Here is a 24,977-nt window from a genome sequence, read left to right on the forward strand (position 1 = left end):
CAGTCAGAATAATGTTGGCTCAGCGGGAAAAAGCAGCAGCGGCGGCGATGCCGCCGCTGCTGCGGGTGGTGCGTTTTTTAGAAGATCTTGCGGGTGTCTTTGCCCTCGTCCAGCTCCATCAGAGCCTTGACGGGATCCTTCACCTGAGCCATGAAGATCATGGCGGCGATGACGTAGGGCTTGTAGGATGCCTGCTTGTACAGAGGCACGATGTAGCGGTCGAACACGGAGTTGTCCACTTCGCCCTCGGCGCAGCTCAGACCGGTGATGTCGGCAGGCAGGCAGTGCAGATACAGAGCCTTGCCGTCCTTGGTGAGCTTCATCATCTCCTCGGTGCAGGCCCAATCCTTGTGCTCGGCGTTCTGGGCCAGCAGGCGCTTCTCCAGCGCGTCGATGCCTTCCTTGTCGCCGGCGGCGTACAGCTTGGTGCGCTCTTCCATGGCGGCGTAGGAGGCCCAGCTCTTGGGATACACGATGTCGGCGTCCTTGAAGGCTTCCTTCATGTCGTTGGTCTTGTGGAACTTGGAGCCGTACTTCTCGCAGTTCTTGCGGGCGACCTCCTCCACCTCGGGCATCACATCGTAGCCCTCGGGATGGGCCAGCGTCACGTCCATGCCGAAGCGGGTGAACAGGCCGATGACGCCCTGCGGCACGGACAGGGGCTTGCCGTAGGAGGGAGAGTAGGCCCAGGTCATGGCGACCTTCTTGCCCTTCAGGTTCTCCACGCCGCCAAAGTAGTGGATGACGTGCAGCATATCGGCCATGCACTGGGTGGGGTGATCCACGTCGCACTGCAGGTTCACCAGAGTGGGCTGCTGCTCCAGGATACCGTCGCGGTAGCCCTCCTTCACGGCGTCCATGAAGGTCTTCTGATACTTGTGGCCCTCGCCGATGAACATATCGTCGCGGATGCCGATGACGTCGGCCATGAAGGACACCATGTTGGCGGTCTCACGGACGGTCTCTCCGTGGGCGATCTGGGACTTCTTCTCGTCCAGATCCTGCACCTCCAGGCCCAGCAGGTTGCAGGCGGAGGCGAAGGAGAAGCGGGTACGGGTGGAGTTGTCGCGGAAGATGGAGATACCCAGACCGGAATCGAACACGCGGGTGCTCTTGTTGCGCTCACGCAGGTCGCGGAGGGCGTCGGCCACGGTGAAGATGGCGTCGATCTCATCGTCAGTCTTGTCCCAAGTCCAATAGAAATCGGTCTTGTACATATTGTTGATGTTCAGGGTGGACAGATGACGTGCCAGCTCAACAGTCTTGCTCATTTTCTTTATTCTCCTTACAAAATAAGTGGTTTCATAGAAATGCTTACTTGATGTCGTTGCCGGTCAGCTCCTGACGGAAGCTGGTGGCGGAGCCATCCTTGTTCTCGGGCTTGTACAGACCGGGAACGGCGGCGTACAGCGCGGCGCAGGTCACCAGATCCTGCTTGAAGGTCACCTCGTTGGGGGCGTGAGCCTGAGACTCGGCGCCGGGGCCGAAGCCCACGCAGGGGATGCCGTAGCGGCCCTGAATGGATACGCCGTTGGTGGAGAAGGTCCACTTGTCGGTGAGGGGACGGCCCTCGCGCTTGGAGGCGGCCAGCTCGGTGGGCATCAGGCGCTTGTCGCCCCACAGGTTGTGGTGGGCGTCCACCAGCGCCTGCACGTGGGGTGCGGTCTCCTTGTTGATCCAGGTGGGGAAGAAGCACTCGGTCTCGTAGACGTGGCCGGTCCATGCCGGACGGTCATACATGTACATGGACACCTTCACGTCCTTGGCGTACTTCTTGCAGGCGGGCAGATCCTCGATCTCCTTCAGGCAGGACTGGTAGGTCTCGCCGGCGGTCATGCGGCGGTCGATGGAGATGGAGCAGCTATCCGCCACGGCGCAGCGGGAGGGGGAGGTGTAGAAGATCTGGCTGGTGGTGCAGGTGCCGCGGCCCAGGAAGCGGGCATCCTCGTAGTGGTCGGGGTTGAACTTGGGATCCAGCATCTTCACCAGGCCGTTGATCTCGGTGGAGCTATCGGCGGGATTCTCGTTGAGGTCGCGGACATTCAGAATGACCTCGGCCATCTTGTGGATGGCGTTGTCGCCGCGCTCGGGAGCAGAGCCGTGGCAGGAGATGCCGTGCATATCCACGCGGATCTCCATGCGGCCGCGGTGACCGCGGTAGATGCCGCCGTCGGTGGGCTCGGTGGAGATGACGAACTCGATCTTCTCACGGGCGTCCTCGGGGCCGTTGAAGTACTCGTTGACGATGGACTGCCAGCACATACCGTCGCAGTCCTCCTCCTGCACGGAGCCGACCACCATCATCTTGTAGCCCTTGGGCAGCAGATCCAGATCCTTCATGATCTTCACGCCGTAGGCGGCAGCGGCCATGCCGCCCTCCTGATCGGAGCCGCCGCGGCCGTAGATAATGTCGTCCGTCTCATAGCCCTGATAGGGGTCAGCTTCCCAGTTCTCGATGTTGCCGATGCCCACAGTGTCGATGTGGCTGTCGACGGCGATGATCTTGTCGCCCTCGCCCATCCAGCCGATGACGTTGCCCAGCTTGTCGAACTCCACCTTGTCATAGCCCAGAGCCTTCAGCTCCTCGGCGATGCGCTTGGCGACGCCCTCCTCCTCGCAGGACTCGGAAGGAATGGCGATCATGTCACGCAGGAACTTGACCATGGCGGGCTTATAGCCCTCGGCAGCTTTTCTGATGGCTTCGAAATCCATAACGTACCTCCGCATATTTTCTTTGTTCCAAACATACAAAATAAGGTTTTTCTTTTGGTGCTATCCCTATCATAACACACAGACGCCGGATGTCAAACAAAAATTTATGAAACCAAAAAAAAATTCTGAAAAAATCGTTGATTTCTTCGCAAAGTGTGGTATGATAGTAGTGGTAAAAGCCGAAAGAACCGTAAAAAGCTACAAAAATGGAGGGCGGCCTATTGGAGACGAAGCGACTGGAAACACTGAAACAGATTGCCGCAGGCATCGCGGCGCAATTCGGCGACAAATGCGAGGTCGTGATCCACGACGTCAGCAGCAGCCATCCGGAGCATACCATCGTACATATTGAAAACGGGCACGTCTCCGGCCGCAAGGTGGGAGACGGCGCGTCCATGGTGGTGCTGGAGCAGCTGGAGCACCAGCACGAGCAGCCTCAGGACCATCTGTGCTACCTGACGCGGACGCCGGACGGCAAGATATTGAAGTCCTCATCCCTGTACATCCGCAACAGCCGCGGCGCCGTGACGGCCATCTTTTCCATCAACTACGATGTGACGGGGCTGATGATGATGCAGCGGCAGCTGACCGAGATGCTGTCTACCCAGGACAAGGAACAGACGGAGCCGGAGAAGATCATCAACGTCAACGATGTGCTGGACGAGCTGATCGAGCAGTCCGTGGCGCTGGTGGGCAAGCCGGCGGCGCTGATGAATAAGGACGACAAGATCAAGGCCATCCAGTTCCTGAACAAGGCGGGGGCGTTCCTGGTCACCAAGTCCGGCGACAAAGTGGCAAAATACTTCGGTATTTCCAAATATACTTTATACTCTTACATTGACGCGAACAAGCAACAGGAGGAAAAGAAAAAATGATCGATCTGTCCATCAACAAAGTCGGCCTGGAGCATAATATCCAGAAGGCCAAGGAGAACAACGTCATCATCCCCACCATCGCGCAGATGCAGAATCCCGATCTGATCCCCGAGAAGATCAAGGCCAAGCTGAGCCACACCGGTCTGTGGGACGTGGACCCCGTTAACCTGTTCCGTATTTCCTGGCACAACGAGGCCAAGGAGAGCGGCGGCCTGTTCCAGAAGGTCCCCAACTATGTGGAGATCCCCAGCAAGCTGTCCGGTGTGCCCTGCCGCATCGTGGCCATGTCCGGCAAGTGGTTCCCCACCGGCTGCCATAAGGTGGGCGCTTCCTTCGGCTGCCTGGCTCCCCGTCTGGTGACCGGTCAGTTCGACGCCACCTATCACCACGCCGTGTGGCCCTCCACCGGCAACTACTGCCGCGGCGGCGCCTTCAACTCCAAGCTGCTGGCCTGCGAGTCCGTGGCCATCCTGCCCCAGGATATGTCCAAGGAGCGCTTTGACTGGCTGAAGTCCATCGCCGGTCAGATCATCGCTACCCCCGGCTGCGAGTCCAACGTCAAGGAGATCTTTGACAAGACCTGGGAGCTGAAGCAGGATCCCACCATGATGATCTTCAACCAGTTCGCCGAGATGGGCAACCCCCTGTGGCACTACAACGTCACCGGCTACGCGCTGGCTGAGCTGTTCGAGGCCATCAAGAAGCCCGGCCAGAACTTTGCCGGCGCCTGCTTCACCTCCGGCTCCGCCGGCACCATGTCCGCCGGCGACCTGCTGAAGGAGCGCTATCCTCACCTGAAGCTGGCCGTGGGCGAGGCTCTGCAGTGCCCCACCATTCTGGACAACGGCTTCGGCGGCCACCGCATCGAGGGCATCGGCGACAAGCACATCCCCTGGATCCACAACGTGAAGAACACCGACATGGCCATCGCTATCGATGACGAGGACAGCCAGCGCCTGCTGCGCCTGTTCAACACTCCCGAGGGCCAGAAGTATATGAAGGACGAGCTGGGCATGTCCGATGAGGAAATCCAGAAGATGACCTGGCTGGGCATCTCCGGCATCGCCAACGTGCTGTGCTGCATCAAGATGGCCAAGTACTACGAGCTTACCGAAAACGACGTGGTGGCCACCGTCCTCACCGACTCCGCCGTCATGTATGGCAGCCGCATCGAGGAGCTGAACCAGATGCACGGCGCCTACAATGCCCACGAGGCCGCTCTGGACCACAACCTGCACATGCTGGGCCTGAAGACCGACTCCATGCTGGAGCTGACCTACACCGAGCGCAAGCGCGTCCACAACCTGAAGTACTACACCTGGGTGGAGCAGCAGCAGATGGATGTGGAGGACCTGAACGCCCAGTGGTACGACACCAAGGGCACCTGGGACGCCGTCCACGCACAGGCCAAGGACCTGGACGAGCTCATCAACGAGTTCAACGAGGCCACCGGCCTGCTGAAGGCTCTGTAAGAAAAGAGAATACGACCCATCAGGGCGGGGCCTTCGCCCCGCCCTGGTCTTTATACCAAATAAGGAGAGACGCCATGAGAAACGTAAAATACGGCAAGTGTGTCCGCTGCGGCAAGACCTACGACGCGGTGCCCGACCTCACCAATTGTGCGTGCGGCGGCATTCTGGACATCGTGTACGACTACGACTATATCAAGTCCGTGCTGACCAAGGAGAAGCTGGCCCGGCGTGATAACCGCTCCATGTGGCGCTACCGGGAGCTGCTGCCCGTGGAGGAGACCACCCCCGACACGCCCCTGCGCGTGGGCTGGAGCCCTCTGTACGAGGAGCCCAAGCTGGCGGAAATGCTGGGCATCAAGCGCCTGTGGGTGAAGGACGACGGTCAGAACCCCACCGCCTCCCTGAAGGACCGCGCCAGCGCCATGGCCGTGGCCAAGGCCATGGAGGCCGGAGCTAAGACCATCGCCTGCTCCTCCACCGGCAACGCCGCCAGCTCTCTGGCCGGCAACGCCGCCGCTGCGGGCATCAAGACCTACATCTTTGTCCCCGAGCGCGCGCCCAAGGGCAAGGTGGCTCAGCTGATGATCTTCGGTGCCAATGTCATCTCCGTCAAGGGTAACTATGAGGACACGTTCAAGATGTCCGCCGCCGCCATCGACAAGTACGGCTGGTATAACCGCAACGCCGCCATCAACCCCTACCTCAGCGAGGGCAAAAAGACGGTGGCACTGGAGATCGCTGAGCAGCTGAACTGGGAGATGCCCGACTATCTGGCCATCTCCGTGGGTGACGGCTGCACCATTGCCGGCGTGTGGAAGGGCTTCAAGGATCTGTACGCCATCGGCTTTATCGACAAGCTGCCCCGCCTGATCTCCGCCCAGTCTCTGGGCTGCTACCCCATCAACCGCGCCATCCAGGAGGATAAGCCGTGGGAGCCTATGGAGGAGAACACCATCGCCGACTCCATCTCCGTGGGCGTGCCCCGCAACGCCGACAAGGCGCTGGCCGCCATCCGCGAGTCCAACGGTATTGCCGTCAACGTCTCCGACGAGGAGATCCTGGCGGCTCAGCGCCTGCTGGGCCGTACCTGCGGCGTGTTCGGCGAGCCTGCCGGCGTCACCGGCGCGGCGGCGCTGAAGAAGGCCTGCGAGGAGGGACTCATCCCCCACGACGCCACCGTGGTGTCCGTGGTCACCGGCAACGGCCTGAAGGATGTGGCCAACGCCATCAAGTCCGCCGGCGAGCCCATCCACATCGCGCCCGATCTGGACCTGATGGTGGAGGAGTTCAAAAAGCGCGGCGTTACCGTGGAGTAAAATGCCGTTTTTCATCGAAAACACCGACGAACCCGAAAAAGAGACGGCGCAGCCGTCTCTTTTTTCTGAAAAATTTTCAGCCGCCGCCACATTTCACCTTGACTTTTATGCCGCTATCGTGTAAGATATTCAATGTTGTAAAGGCTTATAACTTTACAGAAGGGGGAGATTCCCGTGAAAAACCAGACCTACCGCATGACCATGCTGTTCGATTTTTACGGCGACATCCTCACGGAGCGGCAGCGCGAGCTGTTCGATCTCTACTACAATGAGGATCTGTCGCTGGCGGAGATCGCCGAGAACTGCGGCATATCCCGTCAGGGCGTGCGAGATGTGATCGTCCGCGCCGAGGCCGCCATGAACGAGCTGGAGGACAAGACGGGCCTGCTCAAGCGCTTTATGCGCATGCAGGACAGCGTGGACGCCATCGTGGCCGCCGCCAATGAGATCAAGACCATCAACTACCGGCAGTATGAGAACCACCGGCTGGAGGAGCTGGCCGACAGCATCATCGCCGGGGCCGGCGTATTGAAGGAGTAATACATGGCATTTGAGGGACTGAGTGAAAAACTGAATGCGACCTTCAAACGGCTGCGGGGTAAGGGCCGCCTGACGGAGGCGGATGTCCGCGAGGGCATGCGCGAGGTGCGCATGGCGCTGCTGGAGGCCGATGTCAGCTACAAGGTCGTCAAAGACTTTGTAGCGTCCGTCACCGAGAAGTGCGTGGGCGCGGACGTGCTGGACAGCCTGACCCCCGCTCAGCAGATCATCAAGATCGTCAACGAGGAGCTGACGGCGCTGATGGGCGGCACCAACGCCCGTCTCACCATGGCCTCCAAGGGCCCCACCGTGGTGATGATGGTGGGTCTTCAGGGCGCCGGTAAGACCACCAACGGCGCCAAGCTGGCGGGCCTGATGCGCCGCCAGTTCGGACGGCGTCCGCTGCTGGCAGCCTGCGATGTGTACCGTCCCGCCGCCATCACCCAGCTGCAGGTGGTGGGCAAGCAGCTGGATATTCCCGTGTTCGAAATGGGGCAGATCGACCCCGTGACCATCGCAAAGGAAGCCATCAAGTACGCGGCCGACCACGGCAACGATATGGTGTTTCTGGATACCGCCGGCCGTCTCCACATCGATGAGGCGCTGATGGACGAGCTGAAGGCTGTCAAGGCCGAGGTGAAGCCCAGCGAGATATTGCTGGTGGTGGACGCCATGACCGGCCAGGACGCGGTCAACGCCGCCAAGGCGTTTGACGAGGCCCTGGGCATCGACGGCGTGCTGCTGACCAAGCTGGATGGCGACGCCCGCGGCGGCGCGGCCCTCTCCATCCGGGCGGCCACCGGTAAGCCCATCAAGTTCGTGGGCACCGGCGAAAAGCTGGACATGATCGAGCCGTTCCATCCCGACCGCATGGCCTCCCGCATTCTGGGTATGGGCGACATGCTCACCTTCATCGAGAAGGCGGAGCAGCAGTACGATGAGAAGCAGGCCAGAAAGCTGGAGGAGAAGCTGCGGAAGAACCGCCTGACCCTCAGCGACTATCTGGATCAGCTGGAGCAGCTGCAGAACATGGGCGACCTGAGCCAGATCGCCGACATGCTGCCCGCCGGTATGGCCAAGGGCTTCGATGCCAGCCAGATCGACGAAAAGCAGATGGCCCACAACAAAGCCATTATCCGCAGCATGACTCCCAAGGAGCGGGAAAATCCCCAGATCCTCAACGCCAGCCGTAAGCGCCGTATCGCCGCAGGCTGCGGCTTGGAGGTGGTGGACGTCAACCGCCTGCTGAAGTCCTTCGAGATGCTGCAGCAGATGACCAAGGCCATGACCAAGGGCAAGCTCCGCGGTCTTGGCGGTATGATGGGCGGCATGCCCAACATGAACCGAATGCACGGCTTCGGCCGGAAGAAGCGGCTCAAATAAGTGTGTAAGTGCAGAAGCATTTAACAAATAAATCATACAAAAATACATGGAGGAAAAAGAACTATGGTCAAGATTCGTCTGAGAAGAATGGGCGCTAAGAAGGCTCCTTACTACCGCGTGGTCGTCGCTGATTCCCGTTATCCCCGCGATGGCCGTTTCATCGAGGAGATCGGCACCTACAATCCCTGTGTCTCTCCCGCCCAGATCACCATCGATGCTGACCGCGCCCGTGAGTGGATCAAGACTGGCGCTCAGCCCACTGAGACCGTTCGTGCTCTGCTGAAGAAAGTCGACGTTCTGTAAGCCGGGGGCAAAACCATGAAGGATTTGCTGCTGTATATCGCCAGAAGCCTTGTGGAGCATCCCGAGCAGGTGTCCGTCACCGAGGTCGAGGAGGGCGATGAGCTGACGCTGCAGCTGCGTGTGGCCCCTGAGGACATGGGCAAGGTCATCGGCCGTCAGGGCCGCATCGCCAAGGAGATCCGCACTGTGGTGCGTTCCTATGCCCAGCGCACCGGCGCCAAGGTTTCGGTGGATATCGTTGATTGACGAAAAGGAGCTCCCGCCGCAGGCGGGAGTTCCTTTTTTTCTCCACAGGCGGGCGCTCCGTTTTGCCGCTTTTCTTTTGGCTGGCGTTGGTGTATAATACCATACTGTATACGCAGAAGAAACACTTAGGAGGTCCCATCATGTATGAAAATCGTCGGGAGATCATGCAGGACGTGTTCCTGACCTATCTGCCCGCCCGGAAATTCAAGACCAGCCGCCTGACGGTGAACCTGATCGCCGGACTGGACCGCGCGTCCGCATCGGCCAACGCACTGCTGCCGGCTGTGCTGAGCCGCGGGACGGCCCGCTATCCGGACATGGAGCAGCTGTCCGCCGCCATGGACACGCTGTACGGCGCCACGGTGGACAGCATCGTCCGCAAGAAGGGAGAGCGCCAGTGCATCGGCTTTGCCGCCTCCTTCATCGACGATGCCTTCACGCCCCACGGCGAAAAGCTGCTGGAGCCGGTGGCGGAGCTGATGGGCGAGATGCTGCTGGAGCCGGTGACCCGGAACGGCAGCTTTCTGGCGGAGTATGTGGACAGCGAAAAGGCAAACCTCATCGACGCCATCCGCTCGCTGCGCAACGACAAGCGGGACTGGGCGGAGATCCGGCTTATGCAGGAGATGTGCGCCGGCGAGCCGTACAGCATCCTGCGTCTGGGCGACGAGGAGTCGGCGGGACGGCTGAGCCACCACGCCCTGTACCGCCACAGCGGCGCGCTGCTGGCAAGCAGCCGGGTGGAGGTGATCTACTGCGGCAGCGCAGAGCAGCAGCGGGTGGAGGACGCGGTGTTGTCGGCGCTGGCGGCTCTGCCCAGAGGTGCCGCGGCGCCCCTGCCCGCCATGGAGCAGCTGCCGCCCCGGGAGACGCCTCGGATGGTGACGGAGGTCATGGACGTGAATCAGGGCAAGCTGTCGCTGGGCTACCGCTGCACCACGGAGGATGTACCCGCCATGATCCTTGCCAATCTGATCTTTGGCGGCACCAGCAATTCCAAGCTGTTTATGAACGTGCGGGAGAAACTGTCCCTGTGCTACTACGCCTCCAGCAGCTACGCCCGCAGCAAGGGCATCATGACCGTCTCCAGCGGTGTGGAGCAGAAGGACTGCGACCGCGCCATGGAGGAGATCGCCCGCCAGCTCACCGCCGTGCAGAACGGCGAGTGGGAGGAATGGGAGCAGGACGGCGCCTTACAGGCGATGCTCAGCTCCCTTACGTCCCTGCCGGACTCCCAGGGTGCGCTGGAAAACTACTATCTGGGTCAGATCGCCACGGATGCCGGCGAGACGCCGGAGGAGCTGACCGCGGCGCTGCGTGAGGTCACGAAGGAGCGCATCATGGCGGCGGCCCGGTCCGCCAAGCTGGACACCGTGTACTTCCTGCATGGAAAGGAGGAGGCGTAACATGGCACATTCCGAAAAGACCATCTATCCCCGCATCGGCGAGGAGGTCATCCGCACAACGCTGGAAAACGGCCTGCCGGTGTTCGTCGTTCCCAAGAAGGACTATCGCCGCAAGTACGCCATGTTCGCTACCCGCTACGGCGGCATGGATATGCGCTTTCAGCTGAACGGCCAGTGGCTGGACACCCCCGCCGGTATCGCCCACTATCTGGAGCATAAGATGTTCGACACCGAGGCGGGCAACGCCTTGCAGGAGCTGGCGAAAAACGGCGCGGAGCCCAATGCCTTCACCTCCAACGCCATCACCTGTTACTATTTCGACTCCACGGAGAAGTTCTACGAGAATCTGGAGATTTTGCTGTCCTTTGTATCCGTGCCTTACTTCACCGACGAGAGCGTGGAGAAGGAGCAGGGCATTATCGCCCAGGAGATCAACATGATCGAGGACAATCCGGAGTGGCAGGTCTATAAGCGCCTGATGCAGGCGCTGTACCACACCAGCCCCGCCCGTACCTCGGTGGCCGGCTCGGTGGAGAGCATCCGCCAGATCACGGCCCAGACCCTGTACGACTGCCACAGAGCGTTCTACACGCCGGCCAACATGTGCCTGGTGGTAGTGGGCGACGTGGACACCGATAAGGTGCTGGCAGCGGCGGAGCGCATCCTGCCCAAAACCAGCGGGCCGGACATCCCCCGGGATCACGGCCCTGCGGAGGATCTGACGGCGGCGCAGCCGGAGACCGCGTGCACCATGGAGGTGGCTATGCCCACGTTCCTGCTGGGCTTCAAGTGCGCACCCCAGCCGGAGGGGCCGGAGCAGATGCGTGCCACCGCCGTGGGCGAGCTGGCCTGCGACCTGATGATGGGCGAGTCCAGCCCGCTGTATGTGCGGCTTTACAGCCAGGGCCTTATCAACGGCTCCTTCGGAGCCAGCTACGACATCCTGCCCGGCGCGGCCTACGTCTACGCCGGCGGCGACAGCAAGGACCCCCGCGCCGTGGCCCGGGCCATCCTGTCGGAGGCGAAGCGTCTGACGGAGGAGGGACTGGACGAGGCGTACTACCGCCGCATCGTCAACGCCAACTTCGGCGCGGCCCTGAAGGCCCTGAACTCCTTCGAGTCCATCGCCGTGTCCATGGCGGAGGGCTGTTTTCACCATTACGATCCCTACCGCTTCCCCGAGGTCTACGACAGTATCACCCAGCAGGACGTGCTGGATTTCATCCGTGAAAACTTTGTAGAGAGCCATATGGCCCTCTCCGTGATTCACCCGAAGGAGGGGTAATTCTTGCGTATTATGACTGACAGTCCCATCCGTTTCCCGGGACTTTTCGGTGACTGGGAGTTCACCGCCTCCAGCACCGCCTTCCACGTCGGCGGCAAAGCCATCTACTGGTACGGCATCCTCATTGCCTTGGGCGTGGTGCTGGCCCTGTGGTTCTGCATGACCCAGAAGGAGAAGTATGGCATCACCGAGGATGATCTGCTGGACGCGGTGCTGTGGGGCGTGCCGCTGTCCGTTGTGGGCGCGCGGGTGTACTACGTCATCTTCTATCTGGATCTGTTCAAAAAATCCGACGGTTCCTTTGACTGGAGCAGCGCCGTAGCCATCTGGGACGGCGGTCTGGCCATTTACGGCGCGGTGATCGCCGCCATTCTGGTGGGCGTGGTGCTGTGCAAGAAGAAGGGAATGAAGCTGGGTGCCCTGACGGATCTGGTGGTCATGGGCTTTCTGATCGGACAGACCGTGGGCCGCTGGGGCAACTTCATGAACCGCGAGGCATTCGGTACGGAGACCACCCTGCCCTGGCGCATGGAGCTGACCACGGTGCTGGGCAAGACCGTCGACGTACACCCCACTTTCCTCTATGAGAGCCTGTGGAACGTGGTGGGCCTGCTGCTGATCGTGTTTATTATATCCAAGGCCCGTCGCTTCGACGGCGAGAACACCTGGTTCTACTTCCTGTGGTACGGCATTGGCCGCTTCTGGATCGAGGGCCTGCGCACCGACAGCCTGTACCTGTTCGACTGGACCATCGGCGATCAGCCCATCCGCGTCAGCCAGGCCCTGAGTCTGGTGATGGTGCTGGTGTCGGCGTTCATGCTGTTCTACAACATCAAGCTTCGTCCCCACAAGCGGGAGGAGCTGTATGTCAACATCGTGGCCGCCCGCAAAGCGGCGGCTGCCGCCGATTCTGAAGCGGATACCGTTGAAGCGTCTACCCCGGCGGCTGCTGAGCCGGCTGCCGCCCCCGTAACAGATGCCGGGCGGACAGAGCCTGTTTCGGAGCCGACCGACGCTGCTTCTGAAGTTCCCGAAGCACCTACCGCTCCCGAGACGCCTGCGGAGCCGCAGGGCCCCACCGAGTAAACACGCGAATAAAGAAGGCCCCCGACCGTGTGTCGGGGGCCTTCTTTGTCATTTTGTTATGTACCCGGCGCTCAGAACCGGCGCGCACCGGCGTAGTGGCTGTCGTAGTAACCGCTGGTCAGGGACGACACGCACACGCAGTAACCGTTGCTGCTGGAGGAGGACGCGTGGATAAACTGCCCATCGCCCACATAGATACCCACGTGGGACGCGGCGTAGCCGTAGTCGGAGAAGAACACCAGATCGCCCGGCTGCAGGTCGCTGCGGCTCACAGAGGTGCCGTAGTTCAGCTGCGGCGTAGCGCCGTGGGGCAGGGAGATGCCCAGCTGACTGTACACATACATGGTAAAGCCGGAGCAGTCGAAGCCGCTGGGGGACGCGCCGCCGTACACATAGGGCACGCCCAGATACTGATAGGCGATGCTGACAGCGGAGCTGCCGGAGCCGCTTGACGGTACGCTGCTGGAATCGTCAGCCGTGCTGTCGTTGGCACTGTTGTCATCAGCTGCGGTATCGTCCGTGGTGTTATCCGCGGGCAGGGAATCGCCCATCGTCACATACTGCTGTGCCACATAGCCGGTGGTGTTGTTGCAGGACACGGCGTACCAGCCATCACTCTGGGCCAGTACCGTGACAGCGGTGCCCTTGGACAGGGTGGCCAGAATAGAGCTGGACGTGCTGCTCTCACTGCGCAGCCGCACATCCGCAGCGTTGATGACGCCGCTGCCCAGCGTCTTGCCGGAGGTTTTCAGCGCCGTCAGCTGGGCGGCCTTGGCCTTGGCGGCAGCCTCTGCTTTGGCCTTGGCTTCTGCCTCCGCCTTGGCCTGCTCCTCGGCGGCCTTGCGCTCGGTGGTGGCGATGGCGGCCTCCACAGCGTCAGGCGTGGCCGGCGTCACGGCGGCGCACAGCGCCGCACCGGAGGTCAGAGCCGGACCCTGCGCACTCTCCAGCTTGGCGGAGGCGGAGGGCAGGGAGATGGTGGTGCTCATGGGGATGGCGTGGGCCACAGGCACCACGGAATTCTTGAATCGTCCGGTGAGGACGGCGGCGCCGGTGAAGGCCGACACCGTCAGTACAGCGGCCAGTGCCGCGATCAAAACCCGCTTCATAGGCTCACAGCTTTCCGGACAGCGCCCGCTCCAGCCAGATGCTGCCCACATCCATGGCGGCGTAGAGACTGTCCTTCTCGGACTTCTTTACCACGCGATCGCGGGATCGCAGGTCGGGGTCGGTGAGCTGCAGCTGCACGGACACGCGGGTAGCCACGTTCATATCCTGTTCCTTCTTGGTGTCCAGGATCTGGAGCATCACGACATACTTGTCGGCCATGCTGCCGTAGTAGATGAGATTGTCCACGCGGCGCAGGGGATGATTTTTATAAACAAGGCCTTCGCCTTTTTTCACTTCTGCCATGGGAATACCTCCGTTGCAATCTTTGTAACCAAATTGTAACACATCTGACTCCTGCTGTCAACGCGCACAGGCAGGAAAAATTCGGAAAGCTGTGCCGAAATCGGGAGAAAACGCGAAAAAAATGCCGCGCGGCCTGAGCGCGCGGCATTTTTCCGGTTGTTTTACAGCTCCAGATAGCTCTTGACCAGCACCTGCAGCAGCTCGTCCCGATCGATCTTGCAGATCAGCGTGCGGGCGGAGTTGTGGTTGGTGATGTAGGTGGGGTCCTCCGACAGGATATAGCCCACGATCTGGTTGATGGGGTCGTAGCCCTTCTCCTTCAGGGACTCATAGACGGTGGTGAGAATGTAATGCACCTGCTGGTCTTTATCCTCAGCCGCGTTGAACTTCCTGGTGTAATCGTCCATATCGACACCGCCCCTCTATAATATCCCCTAAAGTATACGCCATTTCCCCGTTCCTGTAAAGAGGGAAAACGCGCTGTCTGGGAAAAAGTGCCGCCGCGTCAGCGGGAGCGCAGCTCCGCGCCGAAGCGTTTGGCCAGCTTCTTCAGCACGCTGTTGGCTACCTCCTCGATCTCGGCGGAGGTCAGGGTCTTCTCCGCGGAGCCGATGGTCAGCCGTGCCGTCAGGGACTTCTTGCCCTCCGGCACCTGCTTGCCGCGGTACTCGTCCACGAAGGCTGCGCCGTGGAGCAGGGGGTTCTTGATGCCGCCGATGGTCTGGGCCACATCCGCCCACTTCACCTGGCCGTCCAGCAGCAGGGAAATATCGTAGTCGGTCATGGGATACTCCGCCAGATGGCGGAAGCTGTTGGTGCGGGAGCGCAGGGGGATCAGCGCATCCTGATCCAACTGGAACAGCATGACGTTGACGTTCTTGATGCCGCACGCCATGGACACCCGCTTGCTCAGCAGGGCCAGATCGCCGATATACTCCTCGCCCAGATAGATGTTCAGCCACACCACCTCGTCGGCCCACACAGGCTTGGAAACCTGGCGGAAGCTGTACGGCTCCATGTGGGTGTAGCGGGGCATCATCTCCACCACGCCCTTGGCACGGCGGAACAGGCCCGTCACATCCTTGCCGGCAGACACGAAGGCGCCCGCCACGTTCTTGCGCTGGGAGGGCAGCTTCTCGCGCTCATCGTAGGGCGCGGTGTAGTTCTCATCGCGGAACACCTGCGCCGTCTCGAAGATGGCGAAATCGCCGTAGTAGCGCTCGTTCTTGGCCACCGCCCTGCACAGGTTGGGCAGCAGGGAGGCGCGGATGAAGCGCTCCGAGGGGGACGGCGGTGTGGACAGGGCCAGGATGCCGTCGGTGCTCTGGAGGATGGCGTTGACATAGCTCTCCTCCATCCAGGGATAGCTGAAGATCTCCTGCATGCCGCAGCGGACGGCCAGATATTCCTTGATATGCCGCTCCAGATCCTTGTCCAGCTGGTTGATGGCGCCGTCGAAGGAGGTGGTGATGGGTTCGGCCTCGAAGTTTTCGTAGCCGTACATGCGGGCCACTTCCTCCATGATGTCCGCCTTGATGCTGACGTCGCCGGTGGAGCGCCACGTGGGCACCACCACGTGCATGTTGTCGCCGTCGAAGGACAGCTGGAAGCCCAGCGGCTCCAGCTTCGCGGCCACGTCGCCCGGCGTCAGCACCTTGCCCAGACGGCGCTCCAGCCAGCTGAGGGCTACGTCGATCTCCGCCTTCTTCAGCGGCACGGGGTACTGGTCCGCCAGCCCCGTCACCTGCATCTCGGGATACAGCTCCCGGAACAGCTGCATGGACAGATCGAAGGCCTGATCGCAGCGCTCGGGATCGATGGCCTTTTCGTAGCGGGCGGAGGCCTCCGTGCGGTTGTCGTACCGCAGGGCGGTGCGGCGGATACCGGCGGCCTGGAAGTTGGCCACCTCCAGAATGACCTTGCTGGTCTCCGGCAGGATGGAGTCCTTTGCGCCGCCCATGACGCCGGCCAGACCCACCACACCGGCGTCGTCGGCGATGGTCAGGTCGTCGCTGGTCAGCGTCAGCTCCTTGCCGTTGAGCAGCAGCAGCTTCTCGCCCTCACCGGCGCGGCGCACGATGACATGACCGGCAATGTGGTCGGAGTCGAAGGCGTGGGTGGGCTGGCCCGTGGCCAGCATCACGTAGTTGGTGATGTCCACCAGCGCGTTGATGGGCCGCATGCCCACGCGCCAGATGCGGCTCTGCATCTGATAGGGGGCGGGCTTGACGCTGAGCCCCTCGATCTGGGCGGACAGATAGCGGGGGCACCGCTCCGTATCCTCCACGGTGACGTGGAAGCCCGCGGTATTCTCTACGTTCCGGTCGAAGTGGGGGAACGTTTTCATGGGCAGATGGTACAGCGCCGCCAGCTCCCGGGCGATGCCGTAGTGGCCCCACAGGTCGGGGCGGTTGGTCATGGATTTATTGTCGATCTCCAGAATGATGTCGTTGAGATCCAGCGCGTCCGCCAGCGGCGTGCCGGCAGGGGCGTCGAAGTCGCTGAGATCGAGAATGACGGCCTCTCCCTCCGCGGGGAACAGGTCGGCCAGGCCGATCTCCACCGCGCCGCAGATCATGCCGTAGCTCGCCACGCCGCGGAGCTTGCTCTCGTGGATCTCCACGGGCTCGCCCTCGCCGTGCCAGCGGCAGACGGAGCCGGGCAGCGCCACGGCCACCTTCATGCCGTCGCGGAGGTTGGTGCCGCCGCAGACGATCTCCTTGACGGTGCCGCCGCCGATGTCGGTGCGGCAGATGCGCAGCTTGTCGGCGTTGGGATGGGGCAGGACCTCCCTGATCTCACCCACCACCATGTCGTGGAACGACGCGCCCAGATCGGTGGCGTCCTCCACCTCCACGGTGGACATGGTCAGATCATAGGCCAGACGCTTCAGGTCCATGTCATGGGGCAGCTCCACATAGTCCCGGAGCCAGTTCAGTGATACTTTCATTTCAGCAGCCCTCCCTTATCAATGGAATTGCTCAAGGAACCGCAGGTCGGCGCTGTGGAACAGGCGGACGTCGTCCACGCCGTAGCGCATCATGACCAGTCGGTCCAGACCGATGTTGACATAGAAGCCGGTGTACTCGTCGGGGTCCAGCCCTGCGGCCTTCAGGACGTTGGGGTGGGGCGTACCGCCGGGCATGACCTCGATCCAGCCCACGTGCTTGCACACGCTGCATCCCTTGCCGCCGCAGACCAGACAGCCCATATCGATCTCAAAGCCCGGCTCCACGAAGGGGAAGAAGCCGGCCCGCATCCGCACGGGAACATCGCGGCCGAACACCTTGCTGAGGATGCTCTTGATCATCACCTTGCCGGAGGCGAAGGTGAAGTCCTTGTCCACGATCAGCGCCTCATACTGGAAAAAGGCGCGCTCGTGGCGGGCGTCCGTCGTCTCGTTGCGGTACACCTTGCCGGGGTACACAAAGCGGTAGGGGGGCTTGTGGGTCTGCATGTAGCGGACGGAGCCGCCGGTCAGATGGGGCCGCAGGCACAGCTTGTCCCAGCATTCCCCCTTGTCGTGACCCTCCAGCCAGTAGGTGTCCATGCTCTCGCGGGCGGGATGGTTGGGGGGGAAGTTCAGGTTGTCGAAGCCGTACAGCTCGCTGGTGATGTCATCCTCCTCATAGATCTCGAAGCCCATGGAGCGGAAGGCATCGTTCAGGTCGTAGCACATCTGGGTGATGGGGTGCAGCCCGCCGCTGAGGGGCAGCGTCCCGGGCACGGAGATGTCGAAGTCGGGGGAGACCTCCGACGCCTTCATCTTCAGCTCGTTCCGGCGCTGCTCCAGCAGCTCCGTCAGCTGGCCCTTGGCCTGGTTCACAGCCTTGCCCATCTCCGGACGCAGGGACACGTCCAGCTTGGGCAGCTCCTTCAGCAGCTCCGTCAGGCTGCCCTGCTTGCCCAGCAGCAGCGCCTTGACCTCCTGCAGCTCCGGCTCACTGCGGACGCCCTCGATCCTGGCGCGCCCCTCGGCCAGCAGCTTTTCCAGTTTTTCCTTCATATGGTGTGAGTCCTCCTTTTGAGAGTTTCGTTTTTGGGATAAAAAAATACCTTTCATCCCACATGACATGGGACGAAAGGCGATGCTTCCGTGGTACCACCCAGCTTCGCGGGCCGCAGCCCGCGCACTCGTTTCCCGTTAACGGAGGATGACCCGTCCGCGCATTTCCTCGCGGCAGCTCCCGGGCGAACACCTCAGCACGTCTCAGGCCGGCTTGCAGCCGGTGGCCGGCCCTCTCTTGGGGACGCCTACGCCGCGGATCTTCCCGTTCATCGCATTTGCTGGTGCTTACGATACCATATCGCACCGAAACTTGCAAGCCCTTTTTTCACAGAATACCGCTTTCCTGCCGTTGACAGTCATGCTATACTGAACAAAAAACGCCGGGAGGAGCAATGTGCATGCTGACCATCGACTTTGACTATGTAAAGGCCGCCCTGCCGCCCCGCGACCCAGCGGGCCACAAGGGGGATTTCGGCAAGGTGTACGTGCTGGGGGGCAGCGTGGGCTACACCGGCGCGCCGGTGTTCTGCTCCCGCGCCGCCGTCCGCTCCGGCTGCGGGCTGGTCTTTCTGGGCGTCCCGTCCGACATCTGGCAGGTGGCGGCGGTGAAGTCCGATGAGACCATGCCCCACCCGCTGCCCGCGCTGGAGGGCAGGCTCTCTCTGGCGGCGGAGGAGGACATCCGCCGCCGCGCCGCCGGGTGCGATGCCGTGGCTATGGGCTGCGGCATGGGACGCGGCGAGGAGAGCGATGCGCTGGTGCGCCGCCTGCTGACGCTGGACAAACCGCTGGTACTGGATGCCGATGGCATAAACGCGCTGGAGCGGCATATAGATGAGTTGTCCCTCCGCCGCGGTCAGGTGACGGTGATGACGCCCCACGAGGGGGAGTTTTTCCGTGCCGGCGGCGACCTCAGCCGCGGACGGGAGAGCGGGGCGGCGGCCTATGCGGCCCGCTGCGGCGTCTATCTGGTGCTGAAGGGCCGCGGCACGGTGGTGGCCGCGCCGGACGGCCGTCTGGCGGTGAACACCACCGGTAACGACGGCATGGCCAAGGGCGGCAGCGGCGACATCCTCACCGGACTCGCCGCCGGCCTGCTGGCCCAGGGCGTGGAGCCGTTTGCCGCCTGCTGCTGCGCCGTATGGCTCCACGGCAGGGCCGGCGATCTGGCTGCGGCGGACAAGGGACGGCGGGGCATGACCCCCAGCGACCTGTTAGAGAAACTGCCCTACGCGCTGAAAGAGGTGGAGTAGCGGAAAGCCTTCCCGAAAAGGAGGGATACCGTGAAAAAGATCATATTGCCGCTGCTGCTGTGCGCGGCGCTGTGCGGCTGCGGCGGCGCGGCTGCGGGGAACGCCGTACAGGACCAGTACCGCACCGTTCGGACCGCCCGCCTGGAGGCGGAGGTCACCAGCCACACGGACACCGACAGCCGCACCTTCACCCTGCTGTGCAGCTATGATGCGGCGGGAGACGCCGTCACCACCGTCACCCAGCCCCACGAGCTGGCGGGGCTCACCGCCGTGGCCTCGGGGGAGGACCTGACTCTGGCCTGCGAGGGCCTGCAATTGCCGGTAGGCGCGTCCTCGGACATCTGCCCCGCCAACTGCCTGCCCTACCTGCTGCGGGCGTTGGCGAACGGCTACGTGCTGGAGCAGGGCGCCGAGACGCTGGAGGATGCCCCCTGCCTGCGGCTGACGCTGGATACCACCGGCGCCTCCGGCGGCAAGGTGCTGTGCGCCGTCTGGCTGGACGAGTCCGGCCTGTTTCCCCGCTATGCCGAGTTTTCTCAGGACGGCCAGATGGTCCTGACTGTCCGGCTGCTGAGCTTTGAATGTACCACCGCGTCGTCTGACACGGCGGAGGGCGGCGGCGCATAGGATACATCGGGCGGAACAAAACCGGAATTTACTGAACTGCAAAGGGTATAAATTCCGCGGCTGCGTGGGACAATGGAAGTGACCTGAGGACATATCCCTCCGGTACTTCTTGCGGCGGAGTGTGAACTTTGTGGATACGAATGTCAGACGCGGCGACATATACTACGCCGATCTCAGCCCCGTGGTGGGCAGCGAGCAGGGGGGCGTGCGTCCGGTGCTGATCGTGCAGAACGACACCGGCAACCGCCACAGCCCCACGGTCATCGCGGCGGCCATCACCTCCCAGCTGGGGAAGGCCAAGCTGCCGACTCATATCGCCCTGGCGGCGCAGGGCAGCGGCCTGCCCAAGGATTCCGTGATCCTGCTGGAGCAGATCCGCACGCTGGATAAGCGCCGCCTGCGGGAGAGAATGGGCCGCGTGGACGGCGCGGTGATGGAGCAGGTGGATGCCGCCATCGCCGTCAGTTTCGGCCTTACCGGCAGCCATCTGGTGTAGCCGTCCCACACGGGAAAAACGCATAAGCAGAACAGGTCTGTGCATACCATGGCACAGACCTGTTTTTCGTAGGGGAGGGGGCGAGGACCGTGGAGGTGCCTGTCTGTCTGGATGGCCGCCGCGTGGGCACGCTGTACGTGGAGCCCGCGGGAACGGACACGTCCTTCCGCGCTGCCTGCACCGGCCTGCCCGCCGGATTGTACCGCCTGTACGCCTGCGGCGCCGACGGACAGCTGCTGCTGGGCGTCACGGAGGACGGCCGCCTCCACCGCCGCTACTCCGCCGCCATGACCGCGCCGCTGGGCGCGGTGACGCGATGCACCGCCCAGCCGGTGCAGACCGCCCCCTGGCGACCTCTCACCCCATCGGACGGCTTCCCCTGGCCCGCTCCCGCCGGTGCGCTGCTGCATCGGGAGGGCGGCAGCACGCGGCTTGCCGCACCCTGGCCGCCGGAGGCCCCCTTCCCGCTGACGGAGCTGTTCTGCTTCGCCGCCGTGACACATCGGGAGGGCCGCCGCACCGTCCTCTACACCTTTTCCGGCGGCTGGACGCCGCAGCTGCCGCCGCGATAAGCGCCCGTAAAAAAATCGCGCTGCCCTCTACCACATCCGGCAGATTTATGCTATACTGTTGCCATCCAGCGGTATTTTGCCGCAAGATCAGGAGGGTCAACATATGAGATGTCCCTATTGCGGATACAAAGAGAGCAAGGTCGTGGACTCCCGCCCCGCTGACGAGAGCAGCAGCATCCGCCGCCGCAGGGAGTGCCTGGCCTGCGAGAAGCGCTTCACCACCTACGAGACGGTGGAGAGCCTGCCCATGGTGGTCATCAAGAAGGACGGCTCCCGCCAGAGTTTCGACCGCAGCAAGGTGCTGCGGGGTATCCAGCGGTCCTGCGAAAAGCGCCCCGTCCCCGTGGCGGACATGGAGCGCATGGCACTGGAGATCGAGCAGGAGCTGCAGAACGCGCTGGAGCGCGAGGTCAGCACCGAGGTCATCGGCGAGAAGGTCATGGAGAAGCTGAAGAAGGCCGACGAGGTGGCCTACGTCCGCTTCGCCTCCGTCTACCGCCAGTTCAAGGACATCAACACCTTCATGAGCGAGCTGAATAAGCTCCTCAGCGAGAAGTAAGTCACAGGATATTCTTCGCGCTGATCTGCTGTGTCTCCGCCACCATGCTCATGGCGGCCCGCAGCTCCGCCAGCGCGGGGCGCAGTTCGTCGTTCCCTATGCCGCACAGCAGCGCGGCCCGCTGCAAAAGCGCCTCCGCGTCGTGGATGTCCTCGTGGGACACCACGATGTGCAGATACGCCTGATCGGCCTGCCACAGGGCCTCCAGCCGCGCCAGCGCCGCACCGGCGGCCTCCGTGTCGCCCATGGCCGCCGCACGGTCAGCCTCCGCCAGCTCCGCCTGCCACAGCGCGCACCGGCGGGTGAGGTGTACGGCGTTGCACACGGAGAACGCCAGCAGCACCGCCAGCACGAAAACAGGGATGCGTATGGCTTTCATCGTGCGTCCTCCTTCAGCTGGCATACCACGTTGCCGCCCTCGTCCACGGACAGGAGGAACACGTCCCGGGGATGCTTTATTTTCCGCTTCTGCAATTGCTGCCGCAGCCAGTTCTCATCCCGGCCGGCCTGCCGCAGGTTTTCCGCCATGACGCGGCCGTCGTTGATGACCACCGTGGGCAGCAGCACGTCATCCTCCACGGCAGCCGCCATCTGCTGCGCCGTCAGCGGCTGCCGGTCGGCCCGCAGCAGCACCGACAGGTGTCCGCTGGTCTCCAGCACCGCGTACTTCACGGTGTTGATGTCCAGCACGCCCTGCCCCCGCAGCTCCTCCATCAGCTCGTCCAGCGTCAGGCGGTTGTGGTGCATCACCTCCTGCCGGATGCGGCCATCCCTGATGACCAGCGCCGGCTCGCCGCATACCAGCGACCTGAACCGCACGTTCCGCAGGCTGGCGCAGCTGAACAGGGTGGACAGCGCGATCAGTGCCAGAATGGGCACCACGCCGTTGAGCAGCGGCAGCCCGAAGTCCTGCATGGGTACCGACGCCAGATCGGAGATCAGCAGCGTCAGCACCAGCTCGATGGGCTCCAGCTCACCGATCTGCCGCTTGCCGCTGAGCCGCAGACCCGCGATCAGCAGCAGGTACAGGATGATGGTGCGGAAAAACGCAGTTGCCAAGCGATACACGCCCTTTCCATAGGGTATTTCTCTCAGTATGCCCCTGCGGGCCGGAAATATGCCGCCCGCAGCGTTTGCATAGATACGCAGAATGTGAAGGGAGGATTCGGACACAGGTTCCGACACAAGCGCCATGCTCCCACGCGCCGGCGGATATTTTCCGCCAATACATCGTTGCAAAAGCTGGAAATACAGAAAGTATTCCTGCGCTTCTGCGCCTTGTCTTGACGAAAAATCTCTCGCCGGCAGGCCGGCGGATATTTTTCTTTTCCGCCGCCGTGGGATAACGAGGTGGGGAGCGATCGAAAATTCGGCGGATGCTCCTCCGCATCGTCCGGATGCGCACACAGCTCATAAATATGCGGGCGACCGCAAAACAGAGGGGCTGTGACCGGATGCGAAGACACAAATGGTCTGCGCGTTTGTTCTTCCGACAGAGATCATATCTTTCAGGAGGAAAATCAAATATGTGTGGAATCGTGGGATACGTGGGCACGCAGGAAGCCGCCCCCATCCTGCTGGACGGCCTGCGCCGTCTGGAGTACCGCGGCTACGACTCGGCGGGCATGGCTGTCTGCGGCCCCGAGGGCCTGCAGGTCTGCAAGACCAGAGGCCGCCTGCAGGCGCTGGCCGATTTGACGGAGGAGGGCCGCACCCTCACCGGTACGCTGGGCGTGGGCCATACCCGCTGGGCCACCCATGGCGAGCCCAACGACATCAATGCCCATCCCCAGGTCAGCCAGAGCGGCCTGTTCGCCGTTGTCCACAACGGCATCATCGAGAACTACGCCCTGCTCCGCGCCCAGCTCACCGCCAAGGGCTACACCTTCCGCTCCGAGACGGACACGGAGGTGGTGGCCCAGCTGCTGGACTACTATTACGCCGCCAGCCGCGACGTGTTCGAGGCAGTGAACAGCATGCTCTCCGCCGTGGAGGGCGCTTACGCGTTGGGCATCGTCTGCGCCGACGCGCCGGACCGGCTCATTGCCGCCCGCAAGGACGCGCCGCTGCTGCTGGGCTACGGCGACGGAGAGAACTTCATCGCCTCCGACGTGACGGCGCTGCTGCGCCACACACGAGATATCGTGTACATGGACGACGGCGAGCTGGCCATCGTCACATGCGGCGGCATCCGCATCTATGACGAGCGCCGCCGCCCCATCGAAAAGGAGCATCACCACATCGACTGGGATGTGGACGCTGCGGAAAAAGGCGGCTACGACCACTTCATGCTCAAGGAGATCTACGAGCAGCCCGACGCCATCGCCCGCGCCATCACCGGCCGCATCCGGGACGGCCGCGTGGTGCTCAGCGACCTGACCATGACGGATCGTGAGATACGGGAGCTGGGCCGCGTGTGCATCGTGGCCTGCGGCTCCAGCTACCACGTGGGCATGGTGGGCAAGTACGTGCTGGAGCGCCTGCTCCGCCGCCCCGTGGAGGTGAGCCTGGCCTCCGAGTTCCGTTACAGCGACCCCATCGTGGGCAAGGGCGACCTGGTCATCGTCATCAGCCAGTCCGGCGAGACGCTGGACTCCATGGCCGCCCTGCGGGAGGCCAGGAAGCGCGGCGCCCGCATTTTGTCCATCGTCAACGTGGTGGGCTCCTCCATCGCCCGGGAGTCCCACGACGTGCTGTACACCTGGGCGGGGCCGGAGATCGCCGTGGCCACCACCAAGGCGTACAGCACCCAGATGGTGGTGCTGAACCTGCTGGGCCTGTACTTCGGCGATATTTTAGGCACCGTGGACTTCGACACCTACACCGCCATGGTGCAGGGCATCGAGGCCCTGCCCGCCCAGATGGCCCATATCCTCTCCGACACCGCGGAGATACAGGCCGCGGCTCGGGAGCTGGCGGGCCATGAGCAGATCTTCTTCATCGGCCGCAATCTGGACTACGCCCTGTCGCTGGAGGGCAGCCTGAAACTGAAGGAAATTTCGTATATCCACTCCGAGGCCTACGCCTCCGGCGAGCTGAAGCACGGTACCATCTCCCTTATTGAGGAGGGCACGCCGGTGATCGCCGCCGCCACGTATATGCCCCTGTTCGACAAGGCCATGAGCAACGTGGTGGAGGTGCAGGCCCGGGGCGCCCGGGTGCTGGCCCTGACCACCGAGACCGGCGCGGAGCGGATGCACAGCCGCGTGGCCCGCGTCCTCACCGTGCCGGAGACGGAGACCATGCTCCTGCCCCAGCTGGGCGTGGTGCCCCTGCAGCTGCTGGCCTACTACATCGCCCTGGCCCGTGGCTGCGACATCGACAAGCCCCGCAATCTGGCCAAAAGCGTCACCGTGGAATAACGCCCCAAAATCAGCAGAAAAAGCAGCCCTCCGACACTTCAGAAGTGCCGGAGGGCTGCTTT

Annotated in this window: 25 protein-coding genes; 16 read left to right on the plus strand and 9 right to left on the minus strand. The window is 62.6% G+C overall.

The window, feature by feature from the left end; genetic code table 11:
* Positions 1–77: 77 nt before the first annotated feature.
* Together ygeW and ACZM22_RS05770 are read right to left on the minus strand one after the other, a co-directional pair.
* A complete protein-coding gene (gene ygeW, locus ACZM22_RS05765; protein ID WP_483268091.1) occupies positions 78–1,271 on the minus strand; it encodes a knotted carbamoyltransferase YgeW in 1,194 nt (397 codons plus the stop codon).
* A gap of 43 nt (positions 1,272–1,314) precedes the next feature.
* The gene (locus tag ACZM22_RS05770; RefSeq protein ID WP_489543402.1) at positions 1,315–2,712 is read right to left on the minus strand and encodes a YgeY family selenium metabolism-linked hydrolase; all 1,398 of its coding nucleotides are present in this window, start codon (positions 2,710–2,712) and stop codon (positions 1,315–1,317) included.
* 221 nt (positions 2,713–2,933) lie between these two features.
* Here ACZM22_RS05770 and ACZM22_RS05775 point away from each other — a divergent pair, with 221 nt between their 5' ends.
* From ACZM22_RS05775 to lgt, 10 genes are all read left to right on the plus strand, one after another.
* Positions 2,934–3,587: a helix-turn-helix transcriptional regulator gene (locus ACZM22_RS05775; RefSeq protein ID WP_483268093.1), complete on the plus strand. Its 654-nt coding sequence runs from the start codon at positions 2,934–2,936 to the stop codon at positions 3,585–3,587.
* Positions 3,584–5,059: a pyridoxal-5-phosphate-dependent protein subunit beta gene (locus tag ACZM22_RS05780; protein WP_489543403.1), complete on the plus strand. Its 1,476-nt coding sequence runs from the start codon at positions 3,584–3,586 to the stop codon at positions 5,057–5,059. Before ACZM22_RS05775 ends, ACZM22_RS05780 begins: the two co-directional genes overlap by 4 nt.
* Before the next feature lie 74 nt (positions 5,060–5,133).
* On the plus strand, positions 5,134–6,375 hold the full coding sequence (locus ACZM22_RS05785) for a threonine synthase (protein WP_483269136.1): 1,242 nt from the start codon (positions 5,134–5,136) through the stop codon (positions 6,373–6,375).
* Positions 6,376–6,549: 174 nt separating this feature from the next.
* Positions 6,550–6,915, plus strand: a complete 366-nt coding sequence (ylxM, locus tag ACZM22_RS05790; RefSeq protein WP_483269135.1) for a YlxM family DNA-binding protein — start codon at positions 6,550–6,552, stop codon at positions 6,913–6,915.
* A gap of 3 nt (positions 6,916–6,918) precedes the next feature.
* Positions 6,919–8,298, plus strand: coding sequence for a signal recognition particle protein (gene ffh / locus ACZM22_RS05795; protein ID WP_489543404.1), 1,380 nt, complete (start codon positions 6,919–6,921; stop codon positions 8,296–8,298).
* 63 nt (positions 8,299–8,361) lie between these two features.
* The gene (rpsP, locus tag ACZM22_RS05800; protein ID WP_483269202.1) at positions 8,362–8,601 is read left to right on the plus strand and encodes a 30S ribosomal protein S16; all 240 of its coding nucleotides are present in this window, start codon (positions 8,362–8,364) and stop codon (positions 8,599–8,601) included.
* A 15-nt stretch (positions 8,602–8,616) separates the two neighbouring features.
* Positions 8,617–8,847, plus strand: coding sequence for a KH domain-containing protein (locus ACZM22_RS05805; RefSeq protein ID WP_483269201.1), 231 nt, complete (start codon positions 8,617–8,619; stop codon positions 8,845–8,847).
* A 140-nt stretch (positions 8,848–8,987) separates the two neighbouring features.
* Positions 8,988–10,253 (plus strand): EF-P 5-aminopentanol modification-associated protein YfmF, encoded by a 1,266-nt coding sequence (yfmF, locus tag ACZM22_RS05810; RefSeq protein WP_489543405.1) that lies wholly within the window; start codon positions 8,988–8,990, stop codon positions 10,251–10,253.
* Between the two features lies 1 nt (position 10,254).
* Positions 10,255–11,538, plus strand: coding sequence for an EF-P 5-aminopentanol modification-associated protein YfmH (gene yfmH / locus ACZM22_RS05815; RefSeq protein ID WP_489543406.1), 1,284 nt, complete (start codon positions 10,255–10,257; stop codon positions 11,536–11,538).
* A gap of 12 nt (positions 11,539–11,550) precedes the next feature.
* On the plus strand, positions 11,551–12,624 hold the full coding sequence (lgt, locus tag ACZM22_RS05820; protein ID WP_489543426.1) for a prolipoprotein diacylglyceryl transferase: 1,074 nt from the start codon (positions 11,551–11,553) through the stop codon (positions 12,622–12,624).
* Positions 12,625–12,695: 71 nt separating this feature from the next.
* Here lgt and ACZM22_RS05825 read toward each other — a convergent pair whose 3' ends face one another.
* From ACZM22_RS05825 to ACZM22_RS05845, 5 genes are all read right to left on the minus strand, one after another.
* Positions 12,696–13,733, minus strand: coding sequence for a C40 family peptidase (locus ACZM22_RS05825; RefSeq protein WP_489543407.1), 1,038 nt, complete (start codon positions 13,731–13,733; stop codon positions 12,696–12,698).
* 4 nt (positions 13,734–13,737) lie between these two features.
* On the minus strand, positions 13,738–14,037 hold the full coding sequence (locus tag ACZM22_RS05830) for a hypothetical protein (protein WP_483268044.1): 300 nt from the start codon (positions 14,035–14,037) through the stop codon (positions 13,738–13,740).
* 161 nt (positions 14,038–14,198) lie between these two features.
* The gene (locus ACZM22_RS05835; protein WP_482680530.1) at positions 14,199–14,444 is read right to left on the minus strand and encodes an IreB family regulatory phosphoprotein; all 246 of its coding nucleotides are present in this window, start codon (positions 14,442–14,444) and stop codon (positions 14,199–14,201) included.
* Between the two features lie 98 nt (positions 14,445–14,542).
* A complete protein-coding gene (gene pheT, locus ACZM22_RS05840) occupies positions 14,543–16,987 on the minus strand; it encodes a phenylalanine--tRNA ligase subunit beta (protein ID WP_489543408.1) in 2,445 nt (814 codons plus the stop codon).
* An 18-nt stretch (positions 16,988–17,005) separates the two neighbouring features.
* A complete protein-coding gene (locus ACZM22_RS05845; RefSeq protein ID WP_483268046.1) occupies positions 17,006–18,043 on the minus strand; it encodes a phenylalanine--tRNA ligase subunit alpha in 1,038 nt (345 codons plus the stop codon).
* 401 nt (positions 18,044–18,444) lie between these two features.
* Here ACZM22_RS05845 and ACZM22_RS05850 point away from each other — a divergent pair, with 401 nt between their 5' ends.
* From ACZM22_RS05850 to nrdR, 5 genes are all read left to right on the plus strand, one after another.
* Positions 18,445–19,299, plus strand: a complete 855-nt coding sequence (locus ACZM22_RS05850) for an NAD(P)H-hydrate dehydratase (protein ID WP_489543409.1) — start codon at positions 18,445–18,447, stop codon at positions 19,297–19,299.
* A 30-nt stretch (positions 19,300–19,329) separates the two neighbouring features.
* Positions 19,330–19,926, plus strand: coding sequence for a hypothetical protein (locus tag ACZM22_RS05855; protein WP_484437841.1), 597 nt, complete (start codon positions 19,330–19,332; stop codon positions 19,924–19,926).
* Between the two features lie 130 nt (positions 19,927–20,056).
* Positions 20,057–20,422, plus strand: a complete 366-nt coding sequence (locus ACZM22_RS05860) for a type II toxin-antitoxin system PemK/MazF family toxin (RefSeq protein ID WP_483268049.1) — start codon at positions 20,057–20,059, stop codon at positions 20,420–20,422.
* Positions 20,423–20,511: 89 nt separating this feature from the next.
* The gene (locus ACZM22_RS05865) at positions 20,512–20,994 is read left to right on the plus strand and encodes a hypothetical protein (protein WP_489543410.1); all 483 of its coding nucleotides are present in this window, start codon (positions 20,512–20,514) and stop codon (positions 20,992–20,994) included.
* A gap of 103 nt (positions 20,995–21,097) precedes the next feature.
* Complete coding sequence (nrdR, locus tag ACZM22_RS05870; protein WP_483268051.1) at positions 21,098–21,553, plus strand: transcriptional regulator NrdR; 456 nt, start codon at positions 21,098–21,100, stop codon at positions 21,551–21,553.
* Position 21,554: 1 nt separating this feature from the next.
* Here nrdR and ACZM22_RS05875 read toward each other — a convergent pair whose 3' ends face one another.
* Together ACZM22_RS05875 and ACZM22_RS05880 are read right to left on the minus strand one after the other, a co-directional pair.
* Positions 21,555–21,932, minus strand: a complete 378-nt coding sequence (locus tag ACZM22_RS05875; protein ID WP_484438332.1) for a DUF4363 family protein — start codon at positions 21,930–21,932, stop codon at positions 21,555–21,557.
* Positions 21,929–22,612: a DUF421 domain-containing protein gene (locus ACZM22_RS05880; RefSeq protein WP_483268053.1), complete on the minus strand. Its 684-nt coding sequence runs from the start codon at positions 22,610–22,612 to the stop codon at positions 21,929–21,931. Before ACZM22_RS05880 ends, ACZM22_RS05875 begins: the two co-directional genes overlap by 4 nt.
* A gap of 467 nt (positions 22,613–23,079) precedes the next feature.
* Here ACZM22_RS05880 and glmS point away from each other — a divergent pair, with 467 nt between their 5' ends.
* Positions 23,080–24,915, plus strand: coding sequence for a glutamine--fructose-6-phosphate transaminase (isomerizing) (gene glmS / locus ACZM22_RS05885; RefSeq protein ID WP_489543411.1), 1,836 nt, complete (start codon positions 23,080–23,082; stop codon positions 24,913–24,915).
* The last annotated feature ends 62 nt before the right edge of the window (positions 24,916–24,977 follow it).

It is taken from the genome of Vescimonas sp. (assembly GCF_057856985.1).